Below are 26310 nucleotides of genomic sequence, written 5' to 3'. Positions count from 1 at the left end.
TTGCGGCCCGCTTGGCCCCCGCGTTAGCTTGTCCCTGCGATTCACGTCGCCTGGGGGACAGGCCCTGTCCGAATGATGGTTTCCTGCCAGAAACCATCGAACGAAAGCACCCGCCAACGGGTCGCCGGGGCCATGGGACGGTAACGTCCGCTGTCGATGATTGCCCTGACCCCCACTGCCATGGGGGAGGGGCTGGTAAGGGGTTTCTGCCGCTGGCTCGGCGGCGCGTCGATCTATTGCGATTCGGCGTCTGATCCCGTCCCCCCGGGCGCGGAAAGCACGACTCGGTGCAGCCGTCCGGCACCGGATTCGTGGGGGACAGATCGGACGCGCCGGATTCGACGAATGCACAAAGACCACTGGGGGCAGGCCCGCGACGCGCTGTTGAAAAGCGTGGGGCAGAACAATTTCTCGACCTGGATCGAACCGATCCGCTGGCAAGGTGTCGAGGATCGGACTGCCGTGCTGGCCGTGCCGACCCGATTCTTTGGCGATTGGGTGCAACGCAACTTTGCCGATGCGATCCAGCGCGAATTGTCGCGCGGTGACGCGGGCGTCGATCGAATCGAGTTCCGCGTGGCCGCCACCGCCCGCCGCGATCTGCCCGCAGCGCGCAGCCAGGGCGCCCCCAGCCCCGCCGCGCGCGCCGATGATGACCTGCCCGGCGCGCCGCTGGATCAGCGGTTCACATTTGACAGTTTCGTGGTTGGCAAGCCCAACGAACTGGCCCATGCCGCCGCCCGCCGCGTGGCCGAGGGTGGCGCCGTCAACTTCAACCCGCTGTTCCTGTATGGCGGCGTCGGCCTGGGCAAGACCCACCTGATGCACGCCATCGCACGCGAGTTGACCAGCCGCTTCCCCGAACGCCGGGTGCTGTATCTGTCGGCCGAACAATTCATGTATCGCTTTGTTCAGGCCCTGCGCGAACGCACCGTCATGGATTTCAAGGAAATGTTCCGCAGCGTCGACGTGCTGATGGTCGATGATGTGCAGTTCATCGCCGGCAAGGACAGCACCCAGGAGGAGTTCTTCCACACGTTCAACGCCTTGGTCGATCAGGGCAAGCAGATCGTCATTTCCGCCGACCGCGCGCCGGGTGAGATCAAGGATCTTGAGGACCGCATCAAGTCGCGCCTGCAATGCGGGCTGATCGTCGATTTGCACCCGACCGATTACGAACTGCGGCTGGGCATCCTTCAGGCCAAGACCGACGCCTTCCGCGCCGCGAATCCTGATGTGGTGATCGCCGACGGCGTGCTTGAGTTCCTGGCCCATCGCATCACCACCAATGTCCGCGTGCTGGAAGGCGCGCTGACCCGGCTGTTCGCCTTTGCCAGCCTGGTGGGGCGCGAGATCACCCTTGATCTGGCCCAGGAATGTCTGGTCGACATCCTGCGCGCCAGCGACCGCCGCGTCACCATCGAGGACATCCAGCGCAAGGTGGCCGAGCATTACAATATCCGCCTGTCTGACATGATTGGCCCCAAGCGGGTGCGAACCCTGGCGCGGCCCCGGCAGGTGGCGATGTATCTGTCGAAACAGTTGACCACCCGGTCGCTGCCCGAAATCGGCCGCCGCTTTGGCGGTCGCGATCACACCACGATCATGCACGGCGTGCGCAAGGTCGAGGAGCTGATCGCCCAGGACAGCCAGTTGGCCGAGGATCTGGGGATGCTGAAACGCCTGCTCGAAGCGTGAATCCCTCCGCAGCCAGACTTGACGATGACGGCGGAAGGCGTGACAGTTTCCGCCCAAGACCGGCCCTTCGCGGGCCGCACCGCTGAAGGATAAGGTCATGAAAATCGCCATCGAACGCGCGGCGCTGCTGAAAGCTGTGTCTCAGGCGCAGTCGGTCGTGGAACGGCGCAACACCATTCCGATCCTGGCCAACGTGCTGATCGAGGCGCAGGGCGATGGCGTGTCGTTCCGCGCCACCGATCTGGACATCGAGGTGGTGGACAAGGCCCCCGCCCATGTCGAACGCGCTGGCGCCACAACGGTCAGCGCCGTCATGCTGCATGAAATCGTGCGCAAGCTGCCCGATGGCGCGCTGGTCAATCTGACCGCCGACGCCTCGACCGGGCGGCTGTCGGTGCAGGCCGGGCGGTCGAACTTCAGCCTGGCGACGCTGCCGCGCGAAGATTTCCCGGTGATGGCCTCCAGCGAATATACCGCCAATTTCGCCGCCCCCGCGCCGGTGCTGCGGCGGCTGTTCGACAAGGCCAAGTTCGCCATCTCGACCGAGGAAACGCGCTATTATCTGAACGGCGTCTATCTGCATGTCTCGCAGTCCGAGGACGGGCCGGTGCTGCGCGCGGTGGCGACTGACGGTCACCGGCTGGCGCGGATCGACGCGGCGCTGCCCGATGGTGCGGGCGACATGCCGGGCGTGATCGTCCCGCGCAAGACCGTGGGCGAGTTGCGCAAGCTGTTGGATGACGACGACATGCAGATTGCCGTGTCGGTCAGCGAAACCAAGGTGCGCTTTGCCACGCCGCAGATCACCCTGACATCGAAGGTGATCGACGGCACCTTCCCGGACTATTCCCGCGTCATCCCGATGGGCAACACCCGCCGGCTTGAGGTTGACGCCGCCGATTTCGCAAAGGCCGTCGACCGCGTGGCCACTGTCAGCAGCGAACGGTCGCGCGCCGTCAAGCTGTCGCTGGACGAGGATCGGCTGGTGTTGTCGGTCAACGCCCCCGATGCCGGTGCCGCCGAGGAAGAGTTGGCCGTGGCCTATGCCGATGAGCCGCTGGAAATCGGTTTCAACGCCAAATACCTGCAAGAGATCGCCAGCCAGGTGGATCGGGAAAACGCGGTGTTCCTGTTCAATTCCTCCAGCGACCCGACGCTGATGCGCGAAGGCGGCGACATGTCGGCGGTTTACGTCGTGATGCCGATGCGCGTGTAATCGCCCGTTCCGGGCGATGGCTCCGGCGGGGATATCTGGACCAAGAAGAAAGGGCGGGGCGTGCTGTCCGGGCTGACGCTGACGCTGTTTCGGTCGCACCGGCGGCTGGTGCTGCCGCTGGACGGCCGGCCGGTGGCGATCTGGGGTCCGAATGGTGCGGGCAAGACCAACATCCTTGAGGCCGTGTCGATGCTGTCGCCGGGCCGTGGCCTGCGCCGCGCTGCGCCCGAGGATCTGGCGATGCGCGGCGGGCCGGGGTGGAAGATCACCGGCCTGACCGCCAGCGACGAGATCGAGACCTTTGCCGAGGGCGGCGCGCGCGTCGTGCGTGTGAATGGCAAGGCGGTTTCGCAGGTGGCGCTTGGGCGGCTGATGCGGATGGTCTGGCTGGTGCCCGCCATGGACCGGCTGTGGATCGAGGCCGCCGAGGGGCGACGGCGGTTTCTGGATCGGCTGACGCTGAGTTTCGCCCCCGATCACGCCGAGGCCGTGCTGGCCTATGACAAGGCCATGCGCGAACGGAACCGACTGTTGCGCGACGATATTCGGGACGACCGCTGGTATGGCGCGCTTGAGGCGCGGATGGCCGAGGAGGGGGCGCGGATCGCCGCCAACCGGGCCGCCGCGCTGGATCGGGTGCTGGCCGCGCAGCAGGGGGCCGCGACTGCCTTTCCCGCTGCCGACCTCGCCATCGAGACCGGTGAGGCGCAACCCGCCGAGGCCCTGGCCGCCGCCCGCGACCGGGATCGCGTCGCCGGGCGCACGCTGGAAGGCCCGCATCGCGCCGACCTGGCAGCCGTCTATCGCGCCAAGGCGCAGCCCGCCGCGCTGTGTTCCACGGGCGAGCAAAAGGCTCTGCTGATCTCGGTCGTGCTGGCCAATGCGCGCGCCTTGGCGGCGCAGACGGGGGCGCCGCCCGTCCTGCTGCTGGATGAGGTTGCGGCCCATCTGGATGCCGACCGCCGCGCCGCGCTGTATGATGAAGTTTGCGCGCTTGGTGCGCAGGCCTTCATGACCGGCACCGGGGCCGAGCTGTTCGACGGCCTGCAAGGGCGCGCGCAGGGCTTCGAGGTGGGGGAAGCGGGTGGCGTCTCGGGGGTCGTGGACCAGTGGCGCAACCCCTAAATCTTGTGTCCCGGACGTGACATTGACGGGCCGAACCACTATAAGATGCGGACCAGGAACAAAGGCGCGGACGCATGGCCGAAGACAATAACAAGCCCGAAGAATACGGTGCGGATTCCATCAAGGTTCTCAAGGGGTTGGAGGCCGTTCGCAAGCGTCCGGGCATGTATATCGGCGACACCGACGATGGGTCGGGTCTGCATCACATGGTCTATGAGGTGGTCGATAACGGCATTGACGAAGCCCTGGCCGGTCATGCCGATTTCGTCCATGTCAAGATCCATGCCGATCACAGCGTCAGCGTGCGCGACAATGGCCGTGGCATACCCACCGACATGCACCCGACCGAGGGCGTCAGCGCCGCCGAGGTCATCATGACCCAGCTTCATGCTGGCGGTAAGTTCGATTCCAACAGCTACAAGGTGTCGGGCGGTCTGCACGGCGTCGGCGTGTCGGTGGTCAACGCGCTGTCCGATTGGCTGGAGCTGCGTGTCTGGCGCGGCGGCAAGGAGCATTACGCCCGCTTTGAACATGGCGCGACAGCCGAAGCCCTGCGCGTGGTCGGCGATGCCGTGCCGGGGCAAAAGGGGACCGAAGTCCGGTTTCTGGCCTCGGCCAAGGTGAACGACCCGAACGGCACCTTCTCGAACCTCGATTACAGCTTCAAGACCCTGGAAAACCGGCTGCGCGAACTGGCCTTTCTGAACAGCGGCGTGCGCATCATTCTTGAGGACGACCGCCCGGCCGAGCCGCTGCGATCGGAACTGTATTACGAAGGCGGCGTGCGCGAGTTCGTGAAATATCTGGACCGGTCCAAGACCAGTGCGATGCCCGCGCCGATCTTCATCACCGGTGAGCGCGGCGGCATCGGGGTCGAAGTCGCGATGTGGTGGAACGACAGCTACCACGAAACTGTGCTGCCCTTTACCAACAACATTCCGCAGCGCGATGGCGGCACCCATCTGGCCGGTTTCCGCGCCGCACTGACGCGGGTGATCAACGCCTATGCGCAATCCAGTGGCATCGCCAAGCGCGAAAAGGTCGATTTCACCGGCGATGACGCGCGCGAGGGGTTGACCTGCGTGCTGTCGGTCAAGGTGCCCGACCCCAAGTTTTCCAGCCAGACCAAGGACAAGCTTGTCAGTTCCGAGGTGCGGCCGGCGGTCGAAAACCTGGTGAACGAAAAGCTGTCGGAATGGTTCGAGGAGAACCCCTCCGAGGCCAAGATCATCGTCGGCAAGATCATCGAGGCCGCCCTTGCGCGCGAGGCTGCCCGCAAGGCGCGCGAACTGACCCGCCGCAAGACTGCGATGGATGTGGCCAGCCTGCCCGGCAAGCTGGCCGATTGTCAGGTGAAAGACCCCGCCGAGGCCGAATTGTTCATCGTCGAGGGTGACAGCGCCGGTGGTTCTGCCAAGCAGGGCCGCGACCGCAAGAACCAGGCCGTTCTGCCACTGCGCGGCAAGATCCTGAACGTGGAACGCGCGCGGTTCGACAGGATGCTGTCCAGCGATCAGGTCGGCACGCTGATCACCGCGCTTGGCACCGGCATCGGGCGCGACGAATTCGCGCTGAACAAGCTGCGTTACCACAAGATCGTCATCATGACCGATGCCGATGTGGACGGCGCGCATATCCGCACGCTGCTGCTGACCTTCTTCTTCCGTCAGATGCCGTCGCTGATCGAGGCGGGGCACCTGTATATTGCCGAGCCGCCGCTGTACAAGGTCGCGCGCGGCAAGTCCGAGGTTTATCTGAAGGATCAGGCCGCGCTGGAACAATATCTGATCGCCCAAGGGGTTGAAGGCGCGATCCTGCGTCTGGCCAGTGGTGAGCAGATCAGCGGCGCCGACCTGATCCGGCTGGTCGAGGATGCGCGCAGCGTGCGCCGCATCCTGCGTGCCTTCCCCACCCATTATGCCCATCATATCCTGGAGCAGGCGGCGATCGCCGGGGCCTTCCGCGCCGGTCAGGTCGATGCCGATGCGCAGGGCACCGCCGATGCGGTGGCCCGGCGGCTGGATCAGGTGGCGCTGGAATATGAACGCGGCTGGCAGGGCCGTCCGACCCAGGATCACGGCCTGCGCTTCACCCGGATGCTGCGCGGCGTCGAGGAGGCGCGCGTGCTGGACGGTGCGGTCCTGCGTTCAGGCGAGGCGCGGCGTCTTGGCGCGCTGTCCGACAAGCTGTCGGAAGTCTATGCCGGCCCTGCCGCCTTGCTGCGCAAGGATCGCGAAATCCCGATCCATGGCCCGGTCACCCTGCTTGAGGCGATCCTGGATGAGGGCGAAAAGGGCCTGAGCCTGCAACGCTACAAGGGCCTGGGTGAGATGAACCCGGAACAGCTGTGGGAAACCACGCTGGACCCCTCGGCCCGGACTCTGTTGCAGGTCAAGATCGACGATCTGGCCGAGGCGGACGACATCTTCACCAAGCTGATGGGCGATGTCGTCGAACCCCGGCGCGAGTTCATCCAGCAGAACGCGCTGAGCGTCGAAAACCTGGACGTCTAGAGCGCCATCCGGTCGCGCAGCGCGCCATGCAGGGCGGGCGGCGCGGCCCAGATGCCATCGTTCTGCGCTGCGGGGCCGTTGAAGCGCAGCGGCTGGCCGCGCGCATCGGTGACCCGCGCCCCGGCCTGCGCGGCGATCAGCGACCCGGCGGCGATGTCCCAATCCCAGGTCGGGCGGAACGACAGGATGCCGTCAAAGCGCCCTTCCGCCACCAGGCACAGCCGCCAGGCGATCGAGGGGCAGAACACCCGTTCAAAGGCGGGGGCGTCGCCCCGCCAATGCTCGGCCGACAGGCTGGCCTTGGTGGTCAGGATTTGTGCGCCCGCCACCCCCGCGCGCGCCGACACCGCGATCGGCTGGCCGTCGCGGGTCGCGGGGCCGCCCGCCTGCGCGGCATAAAGCCGGTCGCGGATCGGCAGATAGACGACGGCGGCAATCGGCTGGCCGTCCTCGACCACGCAAAGCGCATGGGAAAAGCTGTCCTGACCCTCGATAAAGGCACGGGTGCCGTCGATCGGGTCGATGACGAAACTGCGCCGGGCATGGGCGCGGCGGTCGTCCGGGGGGCTTTCCTCGGACAGCCAGCCGTAATCGGGGCGGGCCTCGCGCAGGATGCGTTCCAGCACGGCGTTGACGGCCAGGTCGGCTTCGGTCACCGGGCCTGCGCCGCCGTCCTTTTCCCAGGCGCGGGCGGCGTTGCGAAAGAACGGGCGCACGGTGTCGCCCGCCGCCCATGCCGCCGCGATCAGCAGATCCAGGTCAGGCCCCGGCAAGCGTCAGCCCCTCGACCAGCAGGCTGGGCACGACCTGCGACAGATGCGTGCGGGCATCATTCGCGGGGGTCAGCCGCATCAGCATGTCGCGCAGATTGCCGGCGATGGTGGTTTCGTTCACCGCATAGGCAATCTGGCCGTTTTCCACCCAGAAGCCCGCCGCGCCGCGCGAATAATCGCCGGTCGTGGCATTGATCGAGGCCCCCAGGAATGAGGTCACGATCAGCCCGGTCCCCATGTCGCGGATCAGATCGTCGCGGCTGGCCGCCCCCTGCGTCAGCGCCACATTCGAGACGCTGGGCGCCGGCGCGCTGCCGGTGCCGCGCGCTGCACTGGCGGTTGAGGTCATGCCCAGCTTGCGCGCCGTCGCCAGATCCAGCGTCCAGCCCATCAGACGGCCATCCCGCACGATATGGCGCGGGCGCGTCGCCAGCCCCTCGGCATCAAAGGGGCGCGAGCCGGTGCGGCGGGCGCGGTGCGGATCCTCGAACAGGTCCAGCCCGGTGGGCAGCACCGGCTGATCCAGCGCCTCGCGCAGCCACGACGCCCCGCGCGCAATCGCCAGCCCGTTGACCGCCGCCAGCAGATGCCCGATCAGCCCGGCGCTGATGCGTTCGTCAAACAGCACCGGAAACGCCCCGGTCGGCGCCTTGCGCGCACCCGCGCGCGCCACGGCCCGGTCGCCCGCCAACTGGCCGATGGCCTCGGGCGCCGGCAGATCGGCGGCGAACACCCGCCCCTCGGCGGCCATGTCGCGTTCCATCGCGGTGCCCTGTCCGGTGATGGCAATGGTCGAAACCGCATGGCCCGACCGGCCATAGCCGCCCGCAAAACCATTGCTGGCCGCCATGAACAGCCGACGACGTGAGAATGAAGCCGAGGCGGATTCGACCTGCGACACGCCCGCCACCGCAGCGGCGGCGGCTTCGGCCCGTTCGGCCAGGGCTTGCAGATCGGCAGGGTCCGGGTCGGCGGCCGGATCTTCCAGTTCCAGCCGCCCCGCATCGCGGTCGGCGGCCAGATCGGCGGGATCGGCCAGCCCCACATGCGGATCGCGCGGCGCGTCCTTGGCCATGGCGACGGCGCGTTCGGCCATTTCCGCCAAGGTGTCGGCCCGCGTGGATGAGGAGGACACGCAGGCCTGCCGCCCGTCGATCAGCACCCGTAGGCCCAGATCGACGCCCTCGGCGCTGTCGGCCTGTTCCAGCCGCCCACCCCGGACATCGATCGAGACCGACCGCCCGGCCACCGCCAAAGCGTCGGCCTGTTCAGCCCCCGCCCGCCGCGCCGCATCCAGCAGCGCGGCGGTCAGACTTTCAAGATCTGCCTGCATCCGCGTTACTGGATGCGCTGATCGTTGGCATAGATGCCGCCGTCTTCGCGGAACTCGACCTTCGAGGTCAGGCCACCCTTGCCATCGGCGGTCGCGAACAGCGCCAGCATCATGCGGAAGCCCGCCACCTGATCTTCCGGGACAAAGCCCATGGCGACCAGATTATCCAGCAGCGCGTCAACACCGGTGGCGCGGGCCTCGATCGTGCCGACCGGCAGGACGCCCTGTTCGGCCATATCAGGCTCGGCTGCCTCGGGATCGGTGGCGTCCGGCGTGTTCTTGGTGCCAGCGTCGCCCGACATGCCGTCCATGCCCGACATGCCGTCCATGCCTTCCATCCCCTCGGTCGCGGGCGGCGTGGGCGCAGGCAGGAACTTCAGCGCGCCATTCGCGGTCAGGCTGGCCCCAACGGCGCTGATCGCCAGCGACTTGATGTCCAGCGTCTGCGGATCAAACGGCACATCGCCGTTTTCGGGCGCCATCGTCGCCGGATCGAAAAGATCGGCGGTCAGCTTGGTCAGACCGGCCAGGTTGATGTCCAGATTGATCGGATCCCGCGGCAGCTTCTGTTCGGGGTCGAACATTGCCCACAGCCCGTCCGAGAAGGTCAGCCCGGTCATCCCGAACCGGACCCCATAGGGCGCGGCGGTGTCGGATTTCACCAGCGGCATGGTCAGGCCCATCACTGCCTTCCCCACACCATATTCCATCGGGAAGGGCAGGCTGGCCATCGTCAGCGTGGCCTTGCCGCCGTTGCTTTGCAGGTCATAGTTCATGCCCGCCTGCGACATCTGAAAGCTGCCGCTGCCGCCATTGTCGGTGCCGTTCAGGCTGCCGTTGTTGTCGCTGCCATCCTCATTCTTTCCGGCAAAGGTCGCGGTGATGGTGCCCGGGCCATAGGTCATGGTGCCCTGCACATCCATCCCGGCGTGAAGCGCGGCGTTCAGATCTTCGGCGTTGACGCCCGCGGGCAGCAGCGTGGTGCTGTCCATCGCCAGGTCGGTCAGCGTCCAGTTCAGGTCGAAGGTGCCGTCACTGTCGGGGTCTTCGCCCTTCATCGCCACCGACGCGCCCTTGGATTTCAGCGCCGCGACGACCTTTTGGCCGCTGGCCTGATCCATCACATAGGTGCCGGTCGTGTCGGTCAGCGTCGCGGTCAGTCCCATCGGCACCGGCTTGCCATCCTCGGCCACCTCATCGATCGAAAGCGTGACGGTCGGCATCTTGACGTCGTAATTCATCATCTCGGGCCGACCCGAAACGACCGAGGTCATGCCCGACTGCACCAGCTTGCCCTTGGCCTCGGTCGGTTTGCCTTCGGCATTCTCGCCGGTGAACACAAAGTCCGAGGTCTCGGCCATGGTCACCTCCACCCGACCATCGCCCATGTCGCGCAGGCTGATCTGCGGCAGGGTGATGGTGGCCTTGCCGTCCTCGGGCGAGTTCACGGGGGCGGAGGATTCCATGACGACATCGGTCAGCAGCAGGGTATCGCCTTGCTGGCTGCGCGCGCCTTCGGTCACGGTCACGCCGCTGGCCTTGTAATAGTCCAGCCAAGACTGCCAGACCTGTTCGGGGGTAACATCGGCCCAGGCGGTGCCGCCCATCAACGCAAAAGCCGCCACCCCGGCGGTCAACCGCATCCGCATCGTCATTCCAATACCTCTTTTTCCGCTTGCCCCGCGACCATCTGGTCAAGGCCATTCCAGTTGTGCCACATCGTCACTGACGCGCCAAGTTCCACGATCACGGGGGGCAGTGACATGATCGTCATCACAACCGACCAAGGTGTCACGACGGTGACGCTGAACCGCCCCGACAAGGCCAATTCGCTGACCCGCGACATGCTGGAGGCCGTCGAGACCGCCGCACGCCAGGCCGCCACCGATCCCGACCTGCGCGCCTTTGTGCTGACCGGCGTGGGGCGGGTGTTTTCGGCTGGGGCCGATCTGGATCAGGCGCGGGCCGGGTTGGCCACCGATGCCGTCTGGGAACGGCTGTCGGCGGCGGTCGCGGCGCTGCCCTGCCTGACCATTGCGGCGCTGAACGGCACCTGCGCGGGCGGCGCGTTGGGGATGATGCTGGCCTGCGATCTGCGCATCGCCGTGCCGGGGGCCGCGTTCTTTTACCCGGTGATGCGGCTTGGCTTTCTGCCGCAGCCATCTGACCCGCGGCGGATGGCGGCGCTGATCGGCCGGTCACGCAGCGCGATGATCCTGATGGCGGGGCAGAAGATCGGCGCGGAGGAGGCCCTGTCCTGGGGCCTGATCGACCGCATCGTCCCCGAGGGCGATCTGGGCCAGGCCGTCGCCAGCCTGACCGAGGCTGTCCGCGCGGCGCCCCCGGGCCATGCCGCGCGGATCAAGGCGATGATCGCGGATCAGGCGTAGACCGATTCACGTCCGAAATGCTTGACCAGCAGGTAGTAAAGCACCGGGCGGAACTTCGACCGGTTCGACCGGCCATAGGTCTCGATCGCGGCGTCGATGCCGGCGTCCAGCTCGGGTCCGTCCTTCAGGCCCAGCTTCTTGATCAGGAAGTTCTGCTTGATCGTGTCCAGTTCGGATTGCTGGCTGGCGGCCACCAGCTCGGCATCGCTGCGATAGATCGCCGGGCCGCAGCCGATGGTCACTTTGGTCAAAAGGTCCATATCCGGCGTCATGCCGCATTTGTCCTTCAGATCGGCTGCGTATTTTGCGATCAGCTCGTCGCGCTTGCCCATGTCCGTCTCCACTGTCGTTGATGCGCCCGCGCAAGACCGCAACAGGCCCAGGCAGATTAACCCAGTTTAATCGCATGACAATGTGGCAGATCGCGGCAGCGGCGCAAAACCGGGGGGAAAATCGCCACCCGGTTCCACGGAGCGGGTTCACAGGCGGGGGCGGTCGGTCTATGTCGCGGCCATGTCACAGCCGCTTAAACCCCGCCGAACGCCCCGCACTGCCGCGCCCCGCGCCTGGCAAAGGATGCTGTCGGGGCGCAGGCTGGATCTGCTGGATCCCACGCCGATGGATATCGAGGTCGCCGACATCGCGCATGGGCTGGCATTCGTCGCACGCTGGAACGGGCAGACGCAGGGCGACTGGCCCTATTCGGTGGCCGAACATTCGCTGCTGGTGGAGCGGATCTTTACCCGCGCCAATCCCGATTGCGGGCCGGTCTGGCAATTGGCGGCGCTGCTGCATGACGCGCCTGAATATGTGATCGGCGACATGATCAGCCCGGTCAAGGCGGCGGTCGGGGCGGGATATGCGGCGCTGGATCAGCGGCTGACGGCAGCGATCCACCGCCGCTTTGGCCTGCCCGCGCAGATCCCCGCGCCGATCAAGGCCGCGATCAAGCGCGCCGATGGCATCTCGGCCTGGATGGAGGCGACCGCCATCGCGGGCTTTTCGCAGGCCGAGGCCGACCGGCTGTTCACCCAGCCCCCGACGGGGCTGGTTGATGGGATGGCGATCGCCCTGCGTCCGCCGGCGCAGGTGCGGGCCGATTACATCGCCCGCCATGCGGATCTGCTGGCCGCCATCGACGGCCAGCAAAAGGGCTGATTACACCGTCAGATCGTCCAGGCCCTTGCCGGCGGCCAGGGCCTCATTCACCCAGGCGGGGCGACGGCCACGGCCTGACCAGGTTTCCGACGGATTGGCCGGATTGGCATATTTCGCCGCACGCGGCGCGTTGGCGCGACGCTTGCGCCCGGCGCCGGTCAGATCGGCCAGGCTATAGCCCAGTTCGCGGGCCTTTTCCTCAAGCCGGGTCAGCGCCTCACGGCGCTTGCGATCCTCGAACGAGGCAATGGCGCGGTCGATCCGGCCGCGCAATTCGCGCAATTCGGACAGCGACAGATCGTCAAGATTCAGGTTCATTTCCGGTCCCCAAAATGGTCATTGCCGGCAGATAATACCAGCCGGCCCGAAAATGCAAGGCAACCGAAAATGGTTAACGCGGACTGCGCTTTGACAGAATGCGCTGCAATGTCCGGCGATGCATCGAAAGCCGCCGGGCGGTTTCGCTGACATTGCGATCACATTGTTCATAGACGCGCTGGATATGTTCCCAGCGAACCCGATCGGCCGACATCGGATTTTCCGGCGGCGGCGGCAGCGTTTCGCCACGCACCAGCAGCGCATTCATGATGTCATCTGCATCGGCAGGTTTCGACAGATAATCCGTCGCGCCCAATTTGACCGCCGCCACGGCGGTCGCAATCGCGCCATATCCGGTCAGCACGATAATGCGCGCATCGGGGCGGCGCTCGCGCAGGGCCTCGACCACGTCAAGGCCGTTGCCGTCCTCAAGCCGCAGGTCGATCACCGCATAGGCCGGGGGCGCGGCGCTGACGGCGGCCTTGCCATCCGCCACGCTTTCCGCGGTGCGCGTCTGAAAACCACGCTTTTCCATCGCCTTGGCCAGGCGCTGCACGAACACCGCATCATCATCGACCAACAGCAGGCTGCGATCTGGGCCTAGGTCGGTTTGGGCGCTGTCGGTCATCATGTCCTCGGATGGCTTTGCGCCAATCTAGGCAGCATGGCGAGCAAGGTCAAATCGTCCCCCGTCAGGAGGCCGCCTTGACGAAGCATTCCACCCGGTCGGCCATCTGCTGCGGGCTGACGTCGCGGTTGAAAAACTCGACAAAGCCGGTTTTCGGAAGCACCAGATAGGTCTGCGTCGAATGATCGACCAGATAATAATCGTCATCCGGGCTTTGCGCCTTGTAATAGGTGCGATAGGCGCGGCTGGCGGCGGCCACCTGTTCGGGGCTGCCGGTCAGGCCGATCATTTTCGGATGCAGCGCATCAGTGAAATCGCGCACCACCTCGGGCGTGTCGCGCGCGGGGTCGACCGAGATGAACACCGGCGTCACATCCATGCCTTTTTCCTCAAGCAGGGTCGCGGCTTCGGCATTGCGGGCACTGTCCAGCGGGCAGACATCGGGGCAGAATGTGTAACCGAAATACAGCAGGCTGGGCTTGGTAAACACTTCCTGATCGGTGACGGTCTTTCCGTTTTCATCGACCAGTGTGAACGGCCCGCCGATCGCGCCGCCGCCCGACACGACCCCCTGGCGGCATTGCGCAAAGGCATCGGCGCTGGCGCCGCCCCGGTTGACGGCCCACCAGCCCGCCCCCAATCCGATCAGCGCAAGCGCGGTGGCGGCAATCGCGGCGGTGCGAGGGGTCAGCGTCATGGCGGTTCCTTTCCGGCTGCGGCCGATCCGCCAACTGCGGCATTTCGGCCCACATATTGATCGCCTGCCCGGCAGCATCTATCAATCCCTGTCGGGGCGCGAATTCGGGGCGCGAATTGTCGCATCCGGCGCCTATCTTTCGCGGGGCGCCCCGCAGCGTGACAGAAATGACAGCGACCGATGACTTGCAGCCCGTGCTAAGCGGCGAACGGATCCGCCTGCGCACGCTGATCCTGCTGCGCTGGACGGCGGCCATCGGGCAGTCGGCGGCGCTGCTGGTGGCCTGGCACCGGTTTGACATCGACATCCACCTGTGGCCCAGCCTGATCGCCGTCGGCGTGCTGATGGCGGCCAATCTGGCGATCATGGCGCTGTATCCCGCCCGCCGCCGCCTTTCGGAATCCGAGGCGCTGGCCATGCTGGTCCTTGATACGGTGCAACTGGTGGTGCTGCTGGGGCTGACCGGCGGGATGCACAATCCCTTTGCGCTGCTGGTGCTGGCGCCGGTGACGATTGCCGCGACCGCGCTGCGCAGTCGGCAGACGGTCGCTTTGGGCGCGCTGACGGTGGTTCTGGTCACCGCCCTGGCGATCTGGGCGCCGCCGATGGCTTTGCGCGATGGCGGGGTGATCGCCATGCCCGCCGAAGTGGCCTTCGGGCATTGGCTGGCGGTGGTGATCGGCGTCGTCTTCCTTGGCCTTTACGCGCGCCGTGTCGCGGTCGAGATGCAGGCGATGGAGCAGGCGTTGTTCGCCACCCAGCTTGCCTTGTCGCGCGAACAACGGCTGTGCGATCTGGGCGGCGTGGTGGCCGCCGCCGCGCATGAGCTGGGCACCCCGCTGGCCACGATCAAGCTGGCCAGTGCCGAACTGGCCAGCGACCTGCGCCGGGTCGCGCCGGATCATCCCGATCTGGCGCAGGATGCCGCGCTGATCCGGTCCGAGGCCGACCGATGCAGCGCCATCCTGCGCGACATGGGCCGCATCGGCCGCGACGATCTGCACCTGCGCCACGCCCCTCTGGCCGCGCTGCTGGCCGAAGCCGCCGAGCCGCATCAGGCCCGCCGCGCCGGTATTACCGTTTCGTTTCAAGAGCATGGAGACGGCGGGCTGATCGTTCAGCGGATGCCCGAATTGATCCATGGCCTGCGCAACCTGATTCAGAACGCGGTCGATTTCGCGCGCGGCCATGTCTGGATCGACAGCGACTGGACCGACAGCCAGTTGCGGCTGCGCATCACCGATGACGGTCCGGGCTTTCCGCCGCAGATCCTGTCGCAGATCGGCTATCCGTTTCTGGGTCAGCGGCGCGGCAGCGAACGGCCGGGCTATGACGGCATGGGCCTGGGCCTGTTCATTGCCAAGACGTTGCTGGAACGCAGCGGCGCGCGGCTGCGCTTTGCCAATGCCGCCGATCCGTTCCTGACCGATGCCGAGAACCAGGGCCGGACCGGCGCGGTGGTCGAACTGGTCTGGCCGCGCAACCGGATTGAGGCCGCGCCGCCCCCCGGTGGCTTGGGCCGCAACCCCTCCATGCCCGAATAACCGTCCCCGGTTAACCCCGTCTTAACCCTTGATCGGCCAGTGTCCGACCGGGACAGACATATAACCGGGGCGAATCATGGCACAAAACTGGGTGCTGGCCGGGCTGATCGTGATGACGGCGCTGGTCATGGCGGTGATACCGCAACTTCTGGCGCGCATCCGATTGCGCCATAACCGCGCCCAGGCCGAGGCCGAGGCGGCGGCCCGTCAGACCGTCTTTCTGTTTGAGGGCGACCGTCTGATCGACGCCACGCCCGCGGCGCTGGATCTGCTGGGGGGGCTGCCGCCGGCGGCCTCGGACTGGTCGCGGCTGGTTGCCTATCTGGCGCCGCGCTTTCCGCAGGCCCTGGCCGATCTGGGCGGTGCGGGGCAGGGCGCGCAGGTGTTCGTGGGGGCTGATGCCGGTGGGGCCGCGCGGCTGCGCCTGAACCTCGACCGGCGCGATGACCGCTTGCGCGTCACGCTGACGGCTGTCGGCGCGCAGCCCGCCGCCGATCTGGCGCGGCTGGCCCAGGATGACGACACCGACCGGCTGCGCACGATGATCGAGGCTGCGCCGATCCTGTCCTGGCGCGAAACCGGTCAGGGTCAGGTAATCTGGGCCAACGCCGCCTATCGCGCGCTGGTTCTGGGGCCGGATGACGCCCATCCCTGGCCCTTGCCCACGCTGTTCGCGCCCTTCGACGCCCAGGCCATGCCCCGCCAGCAGGCACTTGGCGACACCGCGGCAAAGGGCCGCTGGTTCGATCTGCACGACGGTCCCGATACCGGCGACCGGCTGCGGTTTGCCATACCCGCCGATGCCGCCGTCCGCGCCGAGGGGCAACTGCGCGAGTTTGTGCAAACGCTGTCCAAGACCTTCGCCGATCTGCCCATCGGCCTGGCCGTCTTTGACCGTCAGCGCCGCTTGCAGGTGTTCAACCCGGCGCTGACCGATCTGACCACGCTGGGGGCCGCCTTCCTGTCTGCACGGCCCAGCTTCGAGGACTTCCTCGACCGCCTGCGCGAGGCGCGGATGATGCCCGAACCCAAGGATTATCGCGGTTGGCGCCAGCGGCTTGTCACGCTCGAGGCGGCAGCGGCGGCGGGCTATCACTGCGAAACCTGGTCGCTGCCGGGCGGGCAGACCTATCGCGTGACCGGTCGCCCGCATCCGGGGGGCGCCATCGCCTTCCTGATCGAGGATATCTCGACAGCGATGCGCCTGACCCGCCAGTTCCGGGCCGAGATCGACCTGGGCCGCGAGATTCTGGATCATCTTGACCTGCCGCTGTGCGTGATTTCACGCGAGGGAGGCGTGGTGACCGCCAATGCGGCGGCGCGCGCCCTCGTCCCCGCATTGGCGGGCGATCACGCGCAATGGGCGGTCTTGGCCGATTGCGCGCAGCCTGACGCGCGCGACGCACTTGGGGCGGCGATCGGCGCCCATGCCAATTGGCACGGGGTGCTGACGTTTCCCGGTCATCGGCAAGTGACCGCGCAGGCCGGGCCGATTGCGGGCGGCATGTTGCTGGTGCAGCTGACGCCGCTGCCCGCCGCGACCCCGCCGATGGGCGCCGCCGCGCGCCAGGCCCGCGCGATGGCGGCCGTGGCCCGCCGTCGCGTCCAGGCCCCGTCGCCCGCACCTGAAGCCCTTGCGCAGCCCGACATCGCCAAGCCAGATGCGGCCTTGGCCGACACAGCCCTGGCATCCGCTGGCTTTGCCGAGGCGGCGCCGGGCTTTCCCTTCCGCTCACCCGCGATGGTGATGCGACCGCAGACGACAGCCTGAACGACCTCGCGCCAAGGGCGGAGCGCGGAGGGCAGGGCGCGACCGCGGTGGCGGGACGGATAGCGCGAGGTCGGCGCGGCTGCCGGGGGCGATGGCAGTGCGGCGGCGGCTGGCGGCGGCGGGCGGGTGGCAAGGTCCGTCGGCCTTCCCTCAGGCGGGGCGGGGCGCTAAGACGGGGCATGAGCTGCGCCCCCGTTGACCTGACCCTGGCTTTGCCCGACCCCGCCGCCAGCGATGCGCTGGCCCTGGCGATCGAGCCATGGCTGCGACCGGGGGATACGCTGCTTTTGAACGGCCCGGTCGGGGCTGGGAAATCGCACCTCGCCCGCGCCCTGATCGCAGCGCGGCTGGCCCGGCACGGCCAAGCCGAGGATATCCCCTCGCCGACCTTTACCCTTGTGCAGACCTATCAGGCTGCGGCGGATGAGATCTGGCACGCCGACCTTTATCGCCTGACCGGCCCGGACGAGGTTGCCGAACTGGGGCTGGATCAGGCGATGGGGCAGGCGATCTGCCTGATCGAATGGCCTGACCGACTAGGCGATGGGACACCGCCCGAGGCGCTGCACGTTGATCTGACGGTCGTCGAATCGGCGGGCGCCGCGCTGCCTGGTCGCCGTGCCCGGCTGGTTGGCCCGGCCCGCTGGGCGCCCATGCTGGGGGTGGCGGCGGTGGCCGTGGCGCGGTCGGTGCAGATCAGCGCCTTTCTGGCGCGTCATCACTGGGGTGACGCCGCCCGTCAGCCGCTGGCTGCCGATGCCTCGGCCCGGCGCTATCTGCGGCTGTGGCGAGACGATGGCCGCCGCGCGATCCTGATGGACGCCCCGCCCGGCACCTGCGGATCACCCGCGCCCTTCCTGCGGATGACCGACTGGCTGCGCGGCCACGGCTACAGCGCGCCCGAGGTTCTGGCCGCAGACCCCGAAACCGGTCTGATCCTGCTTGAGGATCTGGGCGACCGCCTGCTGGCGCACGAGCTGGCGCGGCTGCCCCAGCCGCAGCCGACCGACCAGAGCCACGACGGTGACCAGGCTGACACTGTGTGGAAAGGCGCTGGCGAACCTGACCGCACCGGGACGGGCGCCAACCGCCCCAACGAACCGTGCCATGACGGCGACAAGGCCGACGCCGCAGCGGAGGGCGCAGCGAAGGGCACTGGCGAACCTTTGGCAGCACCCGACGGTGCCGTAACCAGTAACCTTCACCCTACCGCGCAGGCGGCGCGCGCCGGGCGGCTGTTCCCACATCCCGACCGGCCCCAATGCGGCATTGTGAATGCCGATCTGCCCGGCGGTGAACCGGACCGAATGCCGCCCGACGATCCGGCAGTGCCGCGAACCACGCCCCCGGCGCAGCCCCTGTCCGAGCCGGCGGCCTATCGCGCGTTGACATTGCTCCTGGCCGATCTGCACCGCCACGCCCCGCCCGACGGTCTGACCGTCCTGACGCCCGAGGCGCTGGGGCAGATGACCCGCATCGCCGTCGATTGGTATGCCACCGCGCAGCCCGGCGACAGTGCCCCCGGCACCAGCCCCGCCGCCGACGCGCTTGAGGCCGCGATCCGCGCCGCCGCCGACCGGCTTCTGGACGGCGCCATGGTGCTGGCGCTGCGCGACTTTCACGCTGAAAATATCATTCTGATGGATCGCCCCGGCTCCGCCGCGCTTGGCCTTCTGGATTATCAGGACGCGGTTCTGGCGCATCCGGCCTATGATCTTGCCTCGGCCCTGCAGGACGCGCGGCGCGACGTGCCGCCCGCCATCGAGGCCGCCGAGCGCGCGCATTATGCCGCCCTGACCGGGGCCGATCCCGACCGCTTTGCCGCTGCCTATGCGCTGGTCGCGGCGCAGCGGAACCTCCGCATTCTGGGGGTGTTCGCGCGACTGTGCCGGGCAGGCGGCAAGGCCGGTTATGTCGCGCTGCTGCCGCGCGTCTGGGGATATGTCCAGCGCAACCTGGCGCATCCGGCGCTGGCCGATCTGGCGCGGGTCGTGGCCGCCCACCTGCCCGCGCCGACCGATGACCGACTGGATCAGATGAGGGCCGAATGCGGACAACACCCGATGCGCTGATGCTGTTTGCCGCCGGGCTTGGCACCCGCATGGGCGCGCTGACCGCGACCCGGCCCAAGCCGCTGATCCCGGTCGGCGGGCGCTGCCTGCTGGATCACGCGCTGGATCTGGCGCAGGGCGCGGGCCTGCCGCGCGTTGTGGCCAATGTCCACTACCTTCCCGATCAGATCCGCGCGCATCTGGCCGGGCGTGATGTGGCGATTTCGGATGAAACCGACAAGCTGCTGGAAACCGGGGGCGGCCTGCGCAAGGCTCTGCCCTTGCTGGGTGCGGGGCCGGTGCTGACGCTGAACACCGATGCGGTCTGGACCGGGCCGAATGTGCTGGCGGCGCTGCGCACGGCCTGGCGGCCCGGCATGGGGGCGCTGGTCGCGCTGGTGCCGCTGGACCGCGCCACCGGCCATCGCGGCAGCGGCGATTTCGCGCTGGATGATCAGGGCCGGATCACCCGCCCCGGCCCCTTTGTCTATACCGGCGCGCAGGCCATCGACCCCGCCGATCTGGCGCTGATCGATCAGGACGCCTTTTCGCTGAACCTGCTGTGGAACCGGATGATCGCACGGGGCCGGATGTTCGGCCTGATCCATCCCGGCGGCTGGTGCGATGTCGGCCAGCCCCAGTCGATCCCGCTGGCCGAGGCGCTCCTGGCGGGCGGCGCGCCATGATCCCGCCCGGCGTCCATGCGCTGCCGCCCGGTGCCGATTTCGCCCGGCTTCTGGTGCGTGGCCTGATTGCCGCGATGGCCGATCAGCCGCCCGAGGCGATGGCGCGCGTCACGCTGATCCTGAATGCCGGTCGGATGATGCGGTCGGTGCGGACAGCCTTCGCCGAGGCGGGCGCGGGCTTTCTGCCGCGCCTGCGGCTGGTCACCGATCTGGGCGCCGATCCGCGCCTGCCGTTCCCGCCCGCTGTGCCCTCCCTGCGCCGCCGGTTGGAGCTGGCGCAACTGGTCGCGCGGCTGACGGCGGGACAGGCGGATATGGCGGCGGGCACCTCGGTTCACGCGCTTGCCGACAGCCTGGCGGCGCTCTTGGCCGAGATGCAGACCGAGGGCGTGACCCCCGACCGCCTGGCCGCCATCGAGGTCGAAGGCCACGCCGCGCATTGGGATCGCAGCCTGCGGTTCCTGAACCTGATCGCGCCCTATTTCGACGATGGCGCCGCCCCCGATGCCGCCGCGCGTCAGGCCCGCGCCGTCGCCTGGCAGATCGCCGAATGGCAGCGCCGCCCGCCCGAAAATCCGGTGGTGATCGCAGGCTCTACCGGGTCGCGCGGGGCGACGCGCGATCTGATGGTGGCGATTGCCGGACTGGCGGGTGGCACGGTGGTGCTGCCGGGTTTCGACACCGACCTTCCCGATGCGGTCTGGGAGGCGCTGGACGGCGATCCCACCCCAGCCGAGGATCACCCGCAATACCGTTTTCGCCCGCTGTTGCAGTCGCTCGGCCTGCGCCCGTCGCAGGTGGGCCGATGGCTGGGGGCAGGGGCGCCCGTGCCCGAGCGCGCGGCGCTGGTGTCGATGGCGCTGCGCCCGGCACCGGTCACCGATCAATGGCTGGACGAGGGGCCGCACCTGCCCGATCTGGCCGCCGCCATGGCCGGGGTCACGCTGATCGACGCCCCCGACCCGCGATCCGAGGCCGGGGCGATTGCGCTGATCCTGCGCGATGCGGTCAATGCGGGGCAGCAGGCGGCGCTGATCAGCCCCGACCGGGTGCTGACGCGGCGGGTCGCCGCTGCGCTGGATCGCTGGGGCATCCGCCCCGATGACAGCGCCGGTGAGCCGCTGCCCCAGACCGCGCCGGGCCGCCTGATCCGCCATGTCGCCGCCGCTTTCGGTCGCCGGGTGGGGATCGAGACGCTGCTGGTGATTCTCAAGCATCCGCTGACGGCGGCGGGCGCGGCGCGCGGCGATCACCTGCGGCTGACCCGCGCGCTGGAACTGCATCTGCGCCGTCGCGGCCCCGCCTTCCCCGAGGGCGCGGCGCTGACCGCATGGGCCGCGCGGCGCGGCGATCCGGTGGCGGTGGCCTGGGCGGAGTGGCTGAGCCAGGTCTGCGCCGCGCTAAACCAGCCACCCGAGGCCGCGCCCTTGCCCGATTGGGTCGCCCGGCTTGACGCGGCCTTGGCGCTGATCGGTGGCGGCCCGATGGGCGAAACCGCGCTGTGGGATCAGGCCGATGGCCGCGCCGCCCGTGCCGTTCTGGACGGCCTGACCGCCGAGGCCGCGCATGGCGGCGCGATGTCGGCCCCCGATTTCGCCGATCTGCTGGGCGGCCTGCTGACCGGCCTGCGGGTGCCGCCGGTGATCGGCGTGCATCCGCAGGTGCAGTTCCTGGGCACACAAGAGGCCCGCGCGATCACCGCCGATCTGGTCATTCTGGGCGGGCTGACCGAAGGCAGTTGGCCCGCCGCGCCCGCGCCCGACCCTTGGCTCTCGCGGCCGATGCGGATGCAGGCGGGGCTGCTGCTGCCGGAACGGCGCATCGGCCTTCAGGCGCATGATTTCCAGCAAGCGGTGAACGCGCCGCGCGTGGTCATCAGCCATGCCCGCCGCGATGACGAGGCCGAGATGGTGCCATCCCGCTGGGTGTCGCGGATCGCGAACCTGCTGGGTGGGCTGCCGGATCGGGGAGGCCCGCAGGTGCTGGCGCAGGCGCGGGCGCGGGGTCAGGTCTGGCTGGATCTGGCCGCGCGGCTGGATCTGCCGCGCGACGATCTGCCGGTGGCGGTGCGCCAGCCCGCGCCGCGCCCCTCGCCCCGGCCGGGGGCGGCGCTGCGGCCGCGCGAACTGCCGGTCACCGACATCGCCCGGCTGCTGCGCGACCCCTATGCGATCTACGCCCGCCGCATCCTGCGCCTGCGCCCGCTGGACCCGATCCGGCCTTCGCCCGATGCGGCGCTGCGCGGCACCGCTCTGCATGACGTGATCGAGGCGTTCATCGCGCAGCGTCCCGACGGGGATGAGACCCCGGCGCAGGCCCGCGCCCGCCTGCTGAACCAGGCGGAGGCAGTGTTCGAGGCGACCGTTCCCTGGCCCGCGCAGCGCCGGTTCTGGCTGGCGCGCGTTGCCGGTTTCGCCGATGCGCTGATCGCCGCCGAGGCCGCGCGTCGCCCGCTGATCGCGGCATCGCATCTGGAGGCCGAGGCGCAGGGTCGAATGGTGCTGCCCGCGCTGGATTTCACCCTGACCGCACGGCCCGACCGGATCGACCTGCTGAACGATGGTACGGCGGCGATCTTTGACTACAAATCCGGCACACCGCCGTCGGAAACGCAGGCGCTGGCCTATGACCGGCAGCTTCTGCTTGAGGCGGTGATGGCCCGCGCCGGGGCCTTTGCCGCGCTGGATGGCCCGCGCGACGTCAGCGACCTGCGCTATATCCGCCTGGGCGGCGACGCGCGCGAGGTGGCCTTGCCCGTCGATCACGACACGCTGGACCGCATCGGGGATCAGTTGGCGGCGCTGATCGCGGCCTATGACGACCCGGCGCAGGGCTATACCGCGCGCCGCGCCATGCACCGGCTGACCGACCGCAGCGATTACGATCACCTGTCGCGCTTTGGCGAATGGTCGCTGGCCGATGACCCCGTGCCGCAGGACATGCCATGACCCAGCCCGCCTTTGACGCCGCCACCCTGGCCCAGGTACGGGCCGCGCATCCCGGCCGGTCCACCTGGCTGACCGCCAATGCGGGGTCGGGCAAGACCCGCGTGCTGACCGACCGCGTGGCGCGGCTTTTGCTGAACGGCGCCGATCCGGCGCGCATCCTGTGCCTGACCTATACCAAGGCCGCCGCCGCCGAGATGCAGAACCGCCTGCTGCGGCGGCTGGGCGAATGGGCGATGCTGCCTGCCGCCGATCTGACCCAGGCGCTGCTGGCCCTGGGTGAGGAGGCCCCCGACGACGCGGCTCTGGCGCGTGCCCGCCGCCTGTTCGCGCGCGCCATCGAAACGCCGGGCGGGCTGAAGATCCAGACGATCCACGCCTTTTGCGCGGGCCTCTTGCGGCGCTTTCCGCTGGAGGCCGGGGTGCCGCATCAGTTCACCGAGATGGACGACCGCACTGCCCGCCTGCTGGCCGCCGACATTCTTGAGGACATGGCCAGCGGCGATGACCGCGCCGTGCTGGACGATCTGGCGACGATCTTTGGCGGCGATGCGATCGACGGCCTGACCGGCGCGATCATCCGCCATGCCGCGGTGTTGTCGGCGGATCCGGCGCCCGATGATCTGCGCGCGGCGCTGGACCTGCTGCCCGGCTACGACGCCGCGCGGCTGACCGCCGAAGTGTTCCTGGGGGCCGAGGCCGACCTGTTCGCGGCGCTGATCCCGGTGCTGGCGGCGGCGGGCGGGAATGATCGAAAGCTGTCCGATCTGCTGTCCGGTCTGCCCATGCCCCTTGGCCTGACGGCCCTGCCCGCGCTGGAAGGGGCCTTGCTTTACGGCGCAAAAGCGAAGGCCGGGCCGTTCACCGCCAAGATCGGCGCGGTGCCGACCAAGGCCAGCCAAAAGGCGCTGCCACCCGCGGTCCTGGACCGCCTGAACGACCTGATGGCGCGGGTCGAGGCCGCCCGGCCGCGCCGCCTGGGGCTGCTGACGGCGGAACGCAGCCTTATCCTGCACCGCTTTGCCCGCGCCTTCCTCGCCCGCTACCGCGCCGCCAAGATGGCGCGCGGCTGGCTGGATTTCGACGATCTGATCACCCATGCCGGGCGGCTCTTGACCGACCCCTCGGTTGCCGATTGGGTGCTGTTCCGGCTGGATGGCGGCATTGATCACGTGCTGGTCGACGAGGCGCAGGACACCAGCCCCGGCCAGTGGCAGGTGATCGACCGGCTGACCGGCGAGTTCACAGCGGGCGAGGGCGCGCGCCGTCGCCCGCCCACGCTGTTTGTCGTGGGCGACCGCAAGCAGTCGATCTATTCCTTTCAGGGTGCCGACCTGACCGAGTTCGACCGCCGCCGCGCCGCCTTTCTGGAGGCCTTTGCCGCCGCGGGGCAGCCGATGCAGGATCTGACGCTGGCCCATTCGTTCCGATCCTCACCCGCGATCCTGACGGCGGTCGACGCGACCTTTGCCGAAGCCGCCGCCGGTCTGGGCGGTGCGCCGCATCACATCGCCTTTCACGGCGATCATCCGGGCCGGGTCGATCTGTGGCCTGCGATTGTGGGCGATGATGCCGAAAAGATCCGCGATTACGATGATCCGGTCGACCTGAAGGCCCCGGACCGCCCGGCGATCGAACTGGCGCGGCTGATCGCGGCCCGCATCCGGGCGATGATCGACAACCGCGAACAGGTGCCGGGCCGTGGTCCCGCCGATCCGCCGCGCCCGATCACCGAAGGCGACGTGCTGATCCTGGTGCAGCGAAGGTCCGATCTGTTCGGCGCCATCATCGCCGAATGCAAGGCCGCCGGGCTGGCCGTGGCCGGGGCCGACCGGCTGAAGCTGGCGGCCGAAATCGCCGTGCGCGACATTCGCGCGGCACTGTCGGTGCTGGCGACGCCCGATGACGACCTTGCCTTGGCCGAGGTGCTGCGCTCACCCCTGATCGGCTGGACCGAGGCCGAGCTGTTCGCCCTGGCCCAGCCCCGCCCTGCAACCCTGTGGGAGGCGCTGCGCAACGCCGGTGACAGCCCGGCGCTGGCGCTGCTGAACGACCTGCGCGACCGCGCCGATTTCCTGCGCCCGCATGAGGTGATCGACCGGCTGCTGACCCGCCACCGGGGCCGCGAACGCCTGCTGGCGCGCCTTGGTCCCGAGGCCGAAGATGGGATCGACGTGCTGTTGGCGCAGGCTTTGGCCTATGAACGCGCCGAGGTGCCCAGCCTGACCGGTTTCCTGGTCTGGCTGGATGCCGATGACGTGCAGGTCAAGCGGCAGATGGAGGGGGCGGGCCACGCCATCCGGGTGATGACCGTCCACGGCGCCAAGGGGCTTGAGGCGCCGATCGTCATCATGCCCGACACCGCCAAGCCCAAGACCGAACGCGCGCCGCCGCAACTGATGCCGGTGTCTGACGGCGGCCCGCTGCTGTGGCGTGCTGCCCAGCCCGACCGCCCGCCAGCGATGACGACGCTGGCCGAGGACGCGAGCCTGGCCGAGCACCATGAACGCGCCCGGCTGCTGTATGTGGCGATGACGCGGGCGGAAAGCTGGCTGATCGTCGCGGCGGCAGGCGATGCGGCGGCGCCCAGTTGGCACGCCGATGTCGCCGCCGGTCTGGCGCGCTGTGGCGCCGCATCCTGCGCCGATCCGGCGGGCGATGACCTGCCCGGCCCGGTGCTGCGGCTGGCGCATGGAGATTGGCCACAGACGCTTGGCGCTGCGGCGCTTGGCCCCTCGGGGGGCGTCGTCGTTCCTGCGCCCGCGCCCGCCGACCCTTTGCCCCACTGGGCGCTGACGCCCGCGCCGCCCCCCGTGCCCGGCCCGCAGCCGGTCACCGCGACGGGCCTTGGCGGGGCCAAGGCCATGGTGCGGGCGGAAACCGATGCGCCGGGGGCCTCGGACCTGCCTGGACCGGGGGCCGAACTGATCCGCGCCCAGGCGATGCAGGCCGGGGATCGGCTGCACCGGCTGCTGGACCTGCTGCCCGGCGCGGCCGATCCCGCAAGCCTTGCCGCCGCGCTGGAGGCCACGCCTGAAGAACTGGCGCGCGCGCAGGCGATTCTGGCGCGCGCCGATCTGGACCTGCCGGGTGCCGAGGTGCTGACCGAGGTCGACATTGCCGCGCCCCCGCCCTGGCCCGGTGCCGGGCCGCTGATCGGCAGTATCGACCGGCTGTCGATCACCGCCGATCGGCTGCGGATCGTCGATTACAAATCGAACGCCGCAGTGCCCGCCACCGCTGACGACATCCCCGACGGCCTGCTGCGGCAGTTGGGGGCCTATCATGCGGCGGTCACGCAGATTTATCCGGGGCGCGCGGTCGAACTGGCGATCCTGTGGACGGCGACCGGGCTGCTGATGCCGGTGCCTGCCGATCTAGCGGCGCGGGCCTTTGCCGCAGCGGCGCCGGGGCGGTTGGCTTGACGCGCGCGGGGGGCGACCCTACCTTGCCCCCTGACCACG

19 protein-coding genes are annotated in these 26310 nt (G+C 68.7%); 12 read left to right on the top strand and 7 right to left on the bottom strand.

Annotated elements, in window-relative coordinates; translation table 11 throughout:
- Positions 1-345: 345 nt before the first annotated feature.
- The 4 genes from dnaA to gyrB all read left to right on the top strand — a co-directional run bounded on the left by dnaA (position 346) and on the right by gyrB (position 6552).
- On the top strand, positions 346-1698 hold the full coding sequence (dnaA, locus tag ACEYYA_RS07510) for a chromosomal replication initiator protein DnaA (protein WP_374799206.1): 1353 nt from the start codon (positions 346-348) through the stop codon (positions 1696-1698).
- 97 nt (positions 1699-1795) lie between these two features.
- Positions 1796-2914 (top strand): DNA polymerase III subunit beta, encoded by a 1119-nt coding sequence (gene dnaN / locus ACEYYA_RS07505; protein ID WP_374799204.1) that lies wholly within the window; start codon positions 1796-1798, stop codon positions 2912-2914.
- Between the two features lie 60 nt (positions 2915-2974).
- Positions 2975-4039 (top strand): DNA replication/repair protein RecF, encoded by a 1065-nt coding sequence (gene recF / locus ACEYYA_RS07500; RefSeq protein ID WP_374799202.1) that lies wholly within the window; start codon positions 2975-2977, stop codon positions 4037-4039.
- A gap of 74 nt (positions 4040-4113) precedes the next feature.
- Complete coding sequence (gyrB, locus tag ACEYYA_RS07495; protein ID WP_374799200.1) at positions 4114-6552, top strand: DNA topoisomerase (ATP-hydrolyzing) subunit B; 2439 nt, start codon at positions 4114-4116, stop codon at positions 6550-6552.
- Here gyrB and ACEYYA_RS07490 read toward each other — a convergent pair.
- Genes ACEYYA_RS07490 through ACEYYA_RS07480 form a run of 3 tightly spaced genes read right to left on the bottom strand, consistent with a single transcriptional unit; the run spans position 6549 to position 10313 of the window.
- Positions 6549-7325 (bottom strand): 3'(2'),5'-bisphosphate nucleotidase CysQ, encoded by a 777-nt coding sequence (locus ACEYYA_RS07490; protein ID WP_374799198.1) that lies wholly within the window; start codon positions 7323-7325, stop codon positions 6549-6551. The genes gyrB and ACEYYA_RS07490 overlap by 4 nt on opposite strands.
- Entirely contained in the window at positions 7312-8658 is a 1347-nt protein-coding gene (locus tag ACEYYA_RS07485) for a TldD/PmbA family protein (RefSeq protein WP_374799196.1), read from the bottom strand. Before ACEYYA_RS07485 ends, ACEYYA_RS07490 begins: the two co-directional genes overlap by 14 nt.
- A 5-nt stretch (positions 8659-8663) precedes the next feature.
- On the bottom strand, positions 8664-10313 hold the full coding sequence (locus ACEYYA_RS07480) for a DUF2125 domain-containing protein (protein ID WP_374799194.1): 1650 nt from the start codon (positions 10311-10313) through the stop codon (positions 8664-8666).
- Between the two features lie 108 nt (positions 10314-10421).
- Between ACEYYA_RS07480 and ACEYYA_RS07475 the strand changes: the two genes are divergently transcribed.
- Complete coding sequence (locus ACEYYA_RS07475) at positions 10422-11048, top strand: enoyl-CoA hydratase/isomerase family protein (protein WP_374799192.1); 627 nt, start codon at positions 10422-10424, stop codon at positions 11046-11048.
- Here the strand turns inward: ACEYYA_RS07475 and ACEYYA_RS07470 are convergent.
- The gene (locus ACEYYA_RS07470) at positions 11039-11380 is read right to left on the bottom strand and encodes a DUF2853 family protein (protein WP_374799190.1); all 342 of its coding nucleotides are present in this window, start codon (positions 11378-11380) and stop codon (positions 11039-11041) included. The genes ACEYYA_RS07475 and ACEYYA_RS07470 overlap by 10 nt on opposite strands.
- Before the next feature lie 181 nt (positions 11381-11561).
- Between ACEYYA_RS07470 and ACEYYA_RS07465 the strand changes: the two genes are divergently transcribed.
- Entirely contained in the window at positions 11562-12206 is a 645-nt protein-coding gene (locus ACEYYA_RS07465; RefSeq protein WP_374799188.1) for an HD domain-containing protein, read from the top strand.
- On the opposite strand, the gene ACEYYA_RS07460 is transcribed toward ACEYYA_RS07465, so the two are convergent.
- The 3 genes from ACEYYA_RS07460 to ACEYYA_RS07450 all read right to left on the bottom strand — a co-directional run bounded on the left by ACEYYA_RS07460 (position 12207) and on the right by ACEYYA_RS07450 (position 13849).
- Complete coding sequence (locus ACEYYA_RS07460; RefSeq protein ID WP_374799187.1) at positions 12207-12524, bottom strand: H-NS histone family protein; 318 nt, start codon at positions 12522-12524, stop codon at positions 12207-12209.
- Positions 12525-12597: 73 nt separating this feature from the next.
- Positions 12598-13152, bottom strand: coding sequence for an ActR/PrrA/RegA family redox response regulator transcription factor (locus ACEYYA_RS07455; protein WP_374799185.1), 555 nt, complete (start codon positions 13150-13152; stop codon positions 12598-12600).
- A 64-nt stretch (positions 13153-13216) separates the two neighbouring features.
- A complete protein-coding gene (locus tag ACEYYA_RS07450) occupies positions 13217-13849 on the bottom strand; it encodes an SCO family protein (RefSeq protein WP_374799183.1) in 633 nt (210 codons plus the stop codon).
- A gap of 167 nt (positions 13850-14016) precedes the next feature.
- On the opposite strand from ACEYYA_RS07450, the gene regB reads away from it, so the two are divergent.
- From regB to addA, 6 genes are all read left to right on the top strand, one after another.
- Positions 14017-15393 carry a sensor histidine kinase RegB gene (gene regB, locus ACEYYA_RS07445; protein ID WP_374799181.1) on the top strand — a complete coding sequence of 459 codons (1377 nt, stop codon included), beginning with the start codon at positions 14017-14019 and terminating at the stop codon, positions 15391-15393.
- A 76-nt stretch (positions 15394-15469) separates the two neighbouring features.
- Complete coding sequence (locus ACEYYA_RS07440) at positions 15470-17164, top strand: PAS-domain containing protein (protein ID WP_374799179.1); 1695 nt, start codon at positions 15470-15472, stop codon at positions 17162-17164.
- A 179-nt stretch (positions 17165-17343) separates the two neighbouring features.
- Positions 17344-19236, top strand: coding sequence for a tRNA (adenosine(37)-N6)-threonylcarbamoyltransferase complex ATPase subunit type 1 TsaE (gene tsaE, locus ACEYYA_RS07435; protein ID WP_374799177.1), 1893 nt, complete (start codon positions 17344-17346; stop codon positions 19234-19236).
- Positions 19212-19901: a nucleotidyltransferase family protein gene (locus ACEYYA_RS07430; protein WP_374799175.1), complete on the top strand. Its 690-nt coding sequence runs from the start codon at positions 19212-19214 to the stop codon at positions 19899-19901. The genes tsaE and ACEYYA_RS07430 overlap by 25 nt, the downstream gene beginning before the upstream one ends.
- Complete coding sequence (addB, locus tag ACEYYA_RS07425) at positions 19898-22849, top strand: double-strand break repair protein AddB (RefSeq protein WP_374799173.1); 2952 nt, start codon at positions 19898-19900, stop codon at positions 22847-22849. The genes ACEYYA_RS07430 and addB overlap by 4 nt, the downstream gene beginning before the upstream one ends.
- Complete coding sequence (gene addA, locus ACEYYA_RS07420; RefSeq protein WP_374799171.1) at positions 22846-26271, top strand: double-strand break repair helicase AddA; 3426 nt, start codon at positions 22846-22848, stop codon at positions 26269-26271. Before addB ends, addA begins: the two co-directional genes overlap by 4 nt.
- The last annotated feature ends 39 nt before the right edge of the window (positions 26272-26310 follow it).

Origin of the sequence: Paracoccus zhouxuedongae, from assembly GCF_041927815.1 — a bacterium.
Classification (GTDB): Bacteria; Pseudomonadota; Alphaproteobacteria; order Rhodobacterales; family Rhodobacteraceae; genus Paracoccus.
The sequence above is the reverse complement of the archived record's forward strand: the minus strand, read 5'-3'. Positions and strand labels throughout refer to the sequence as shown.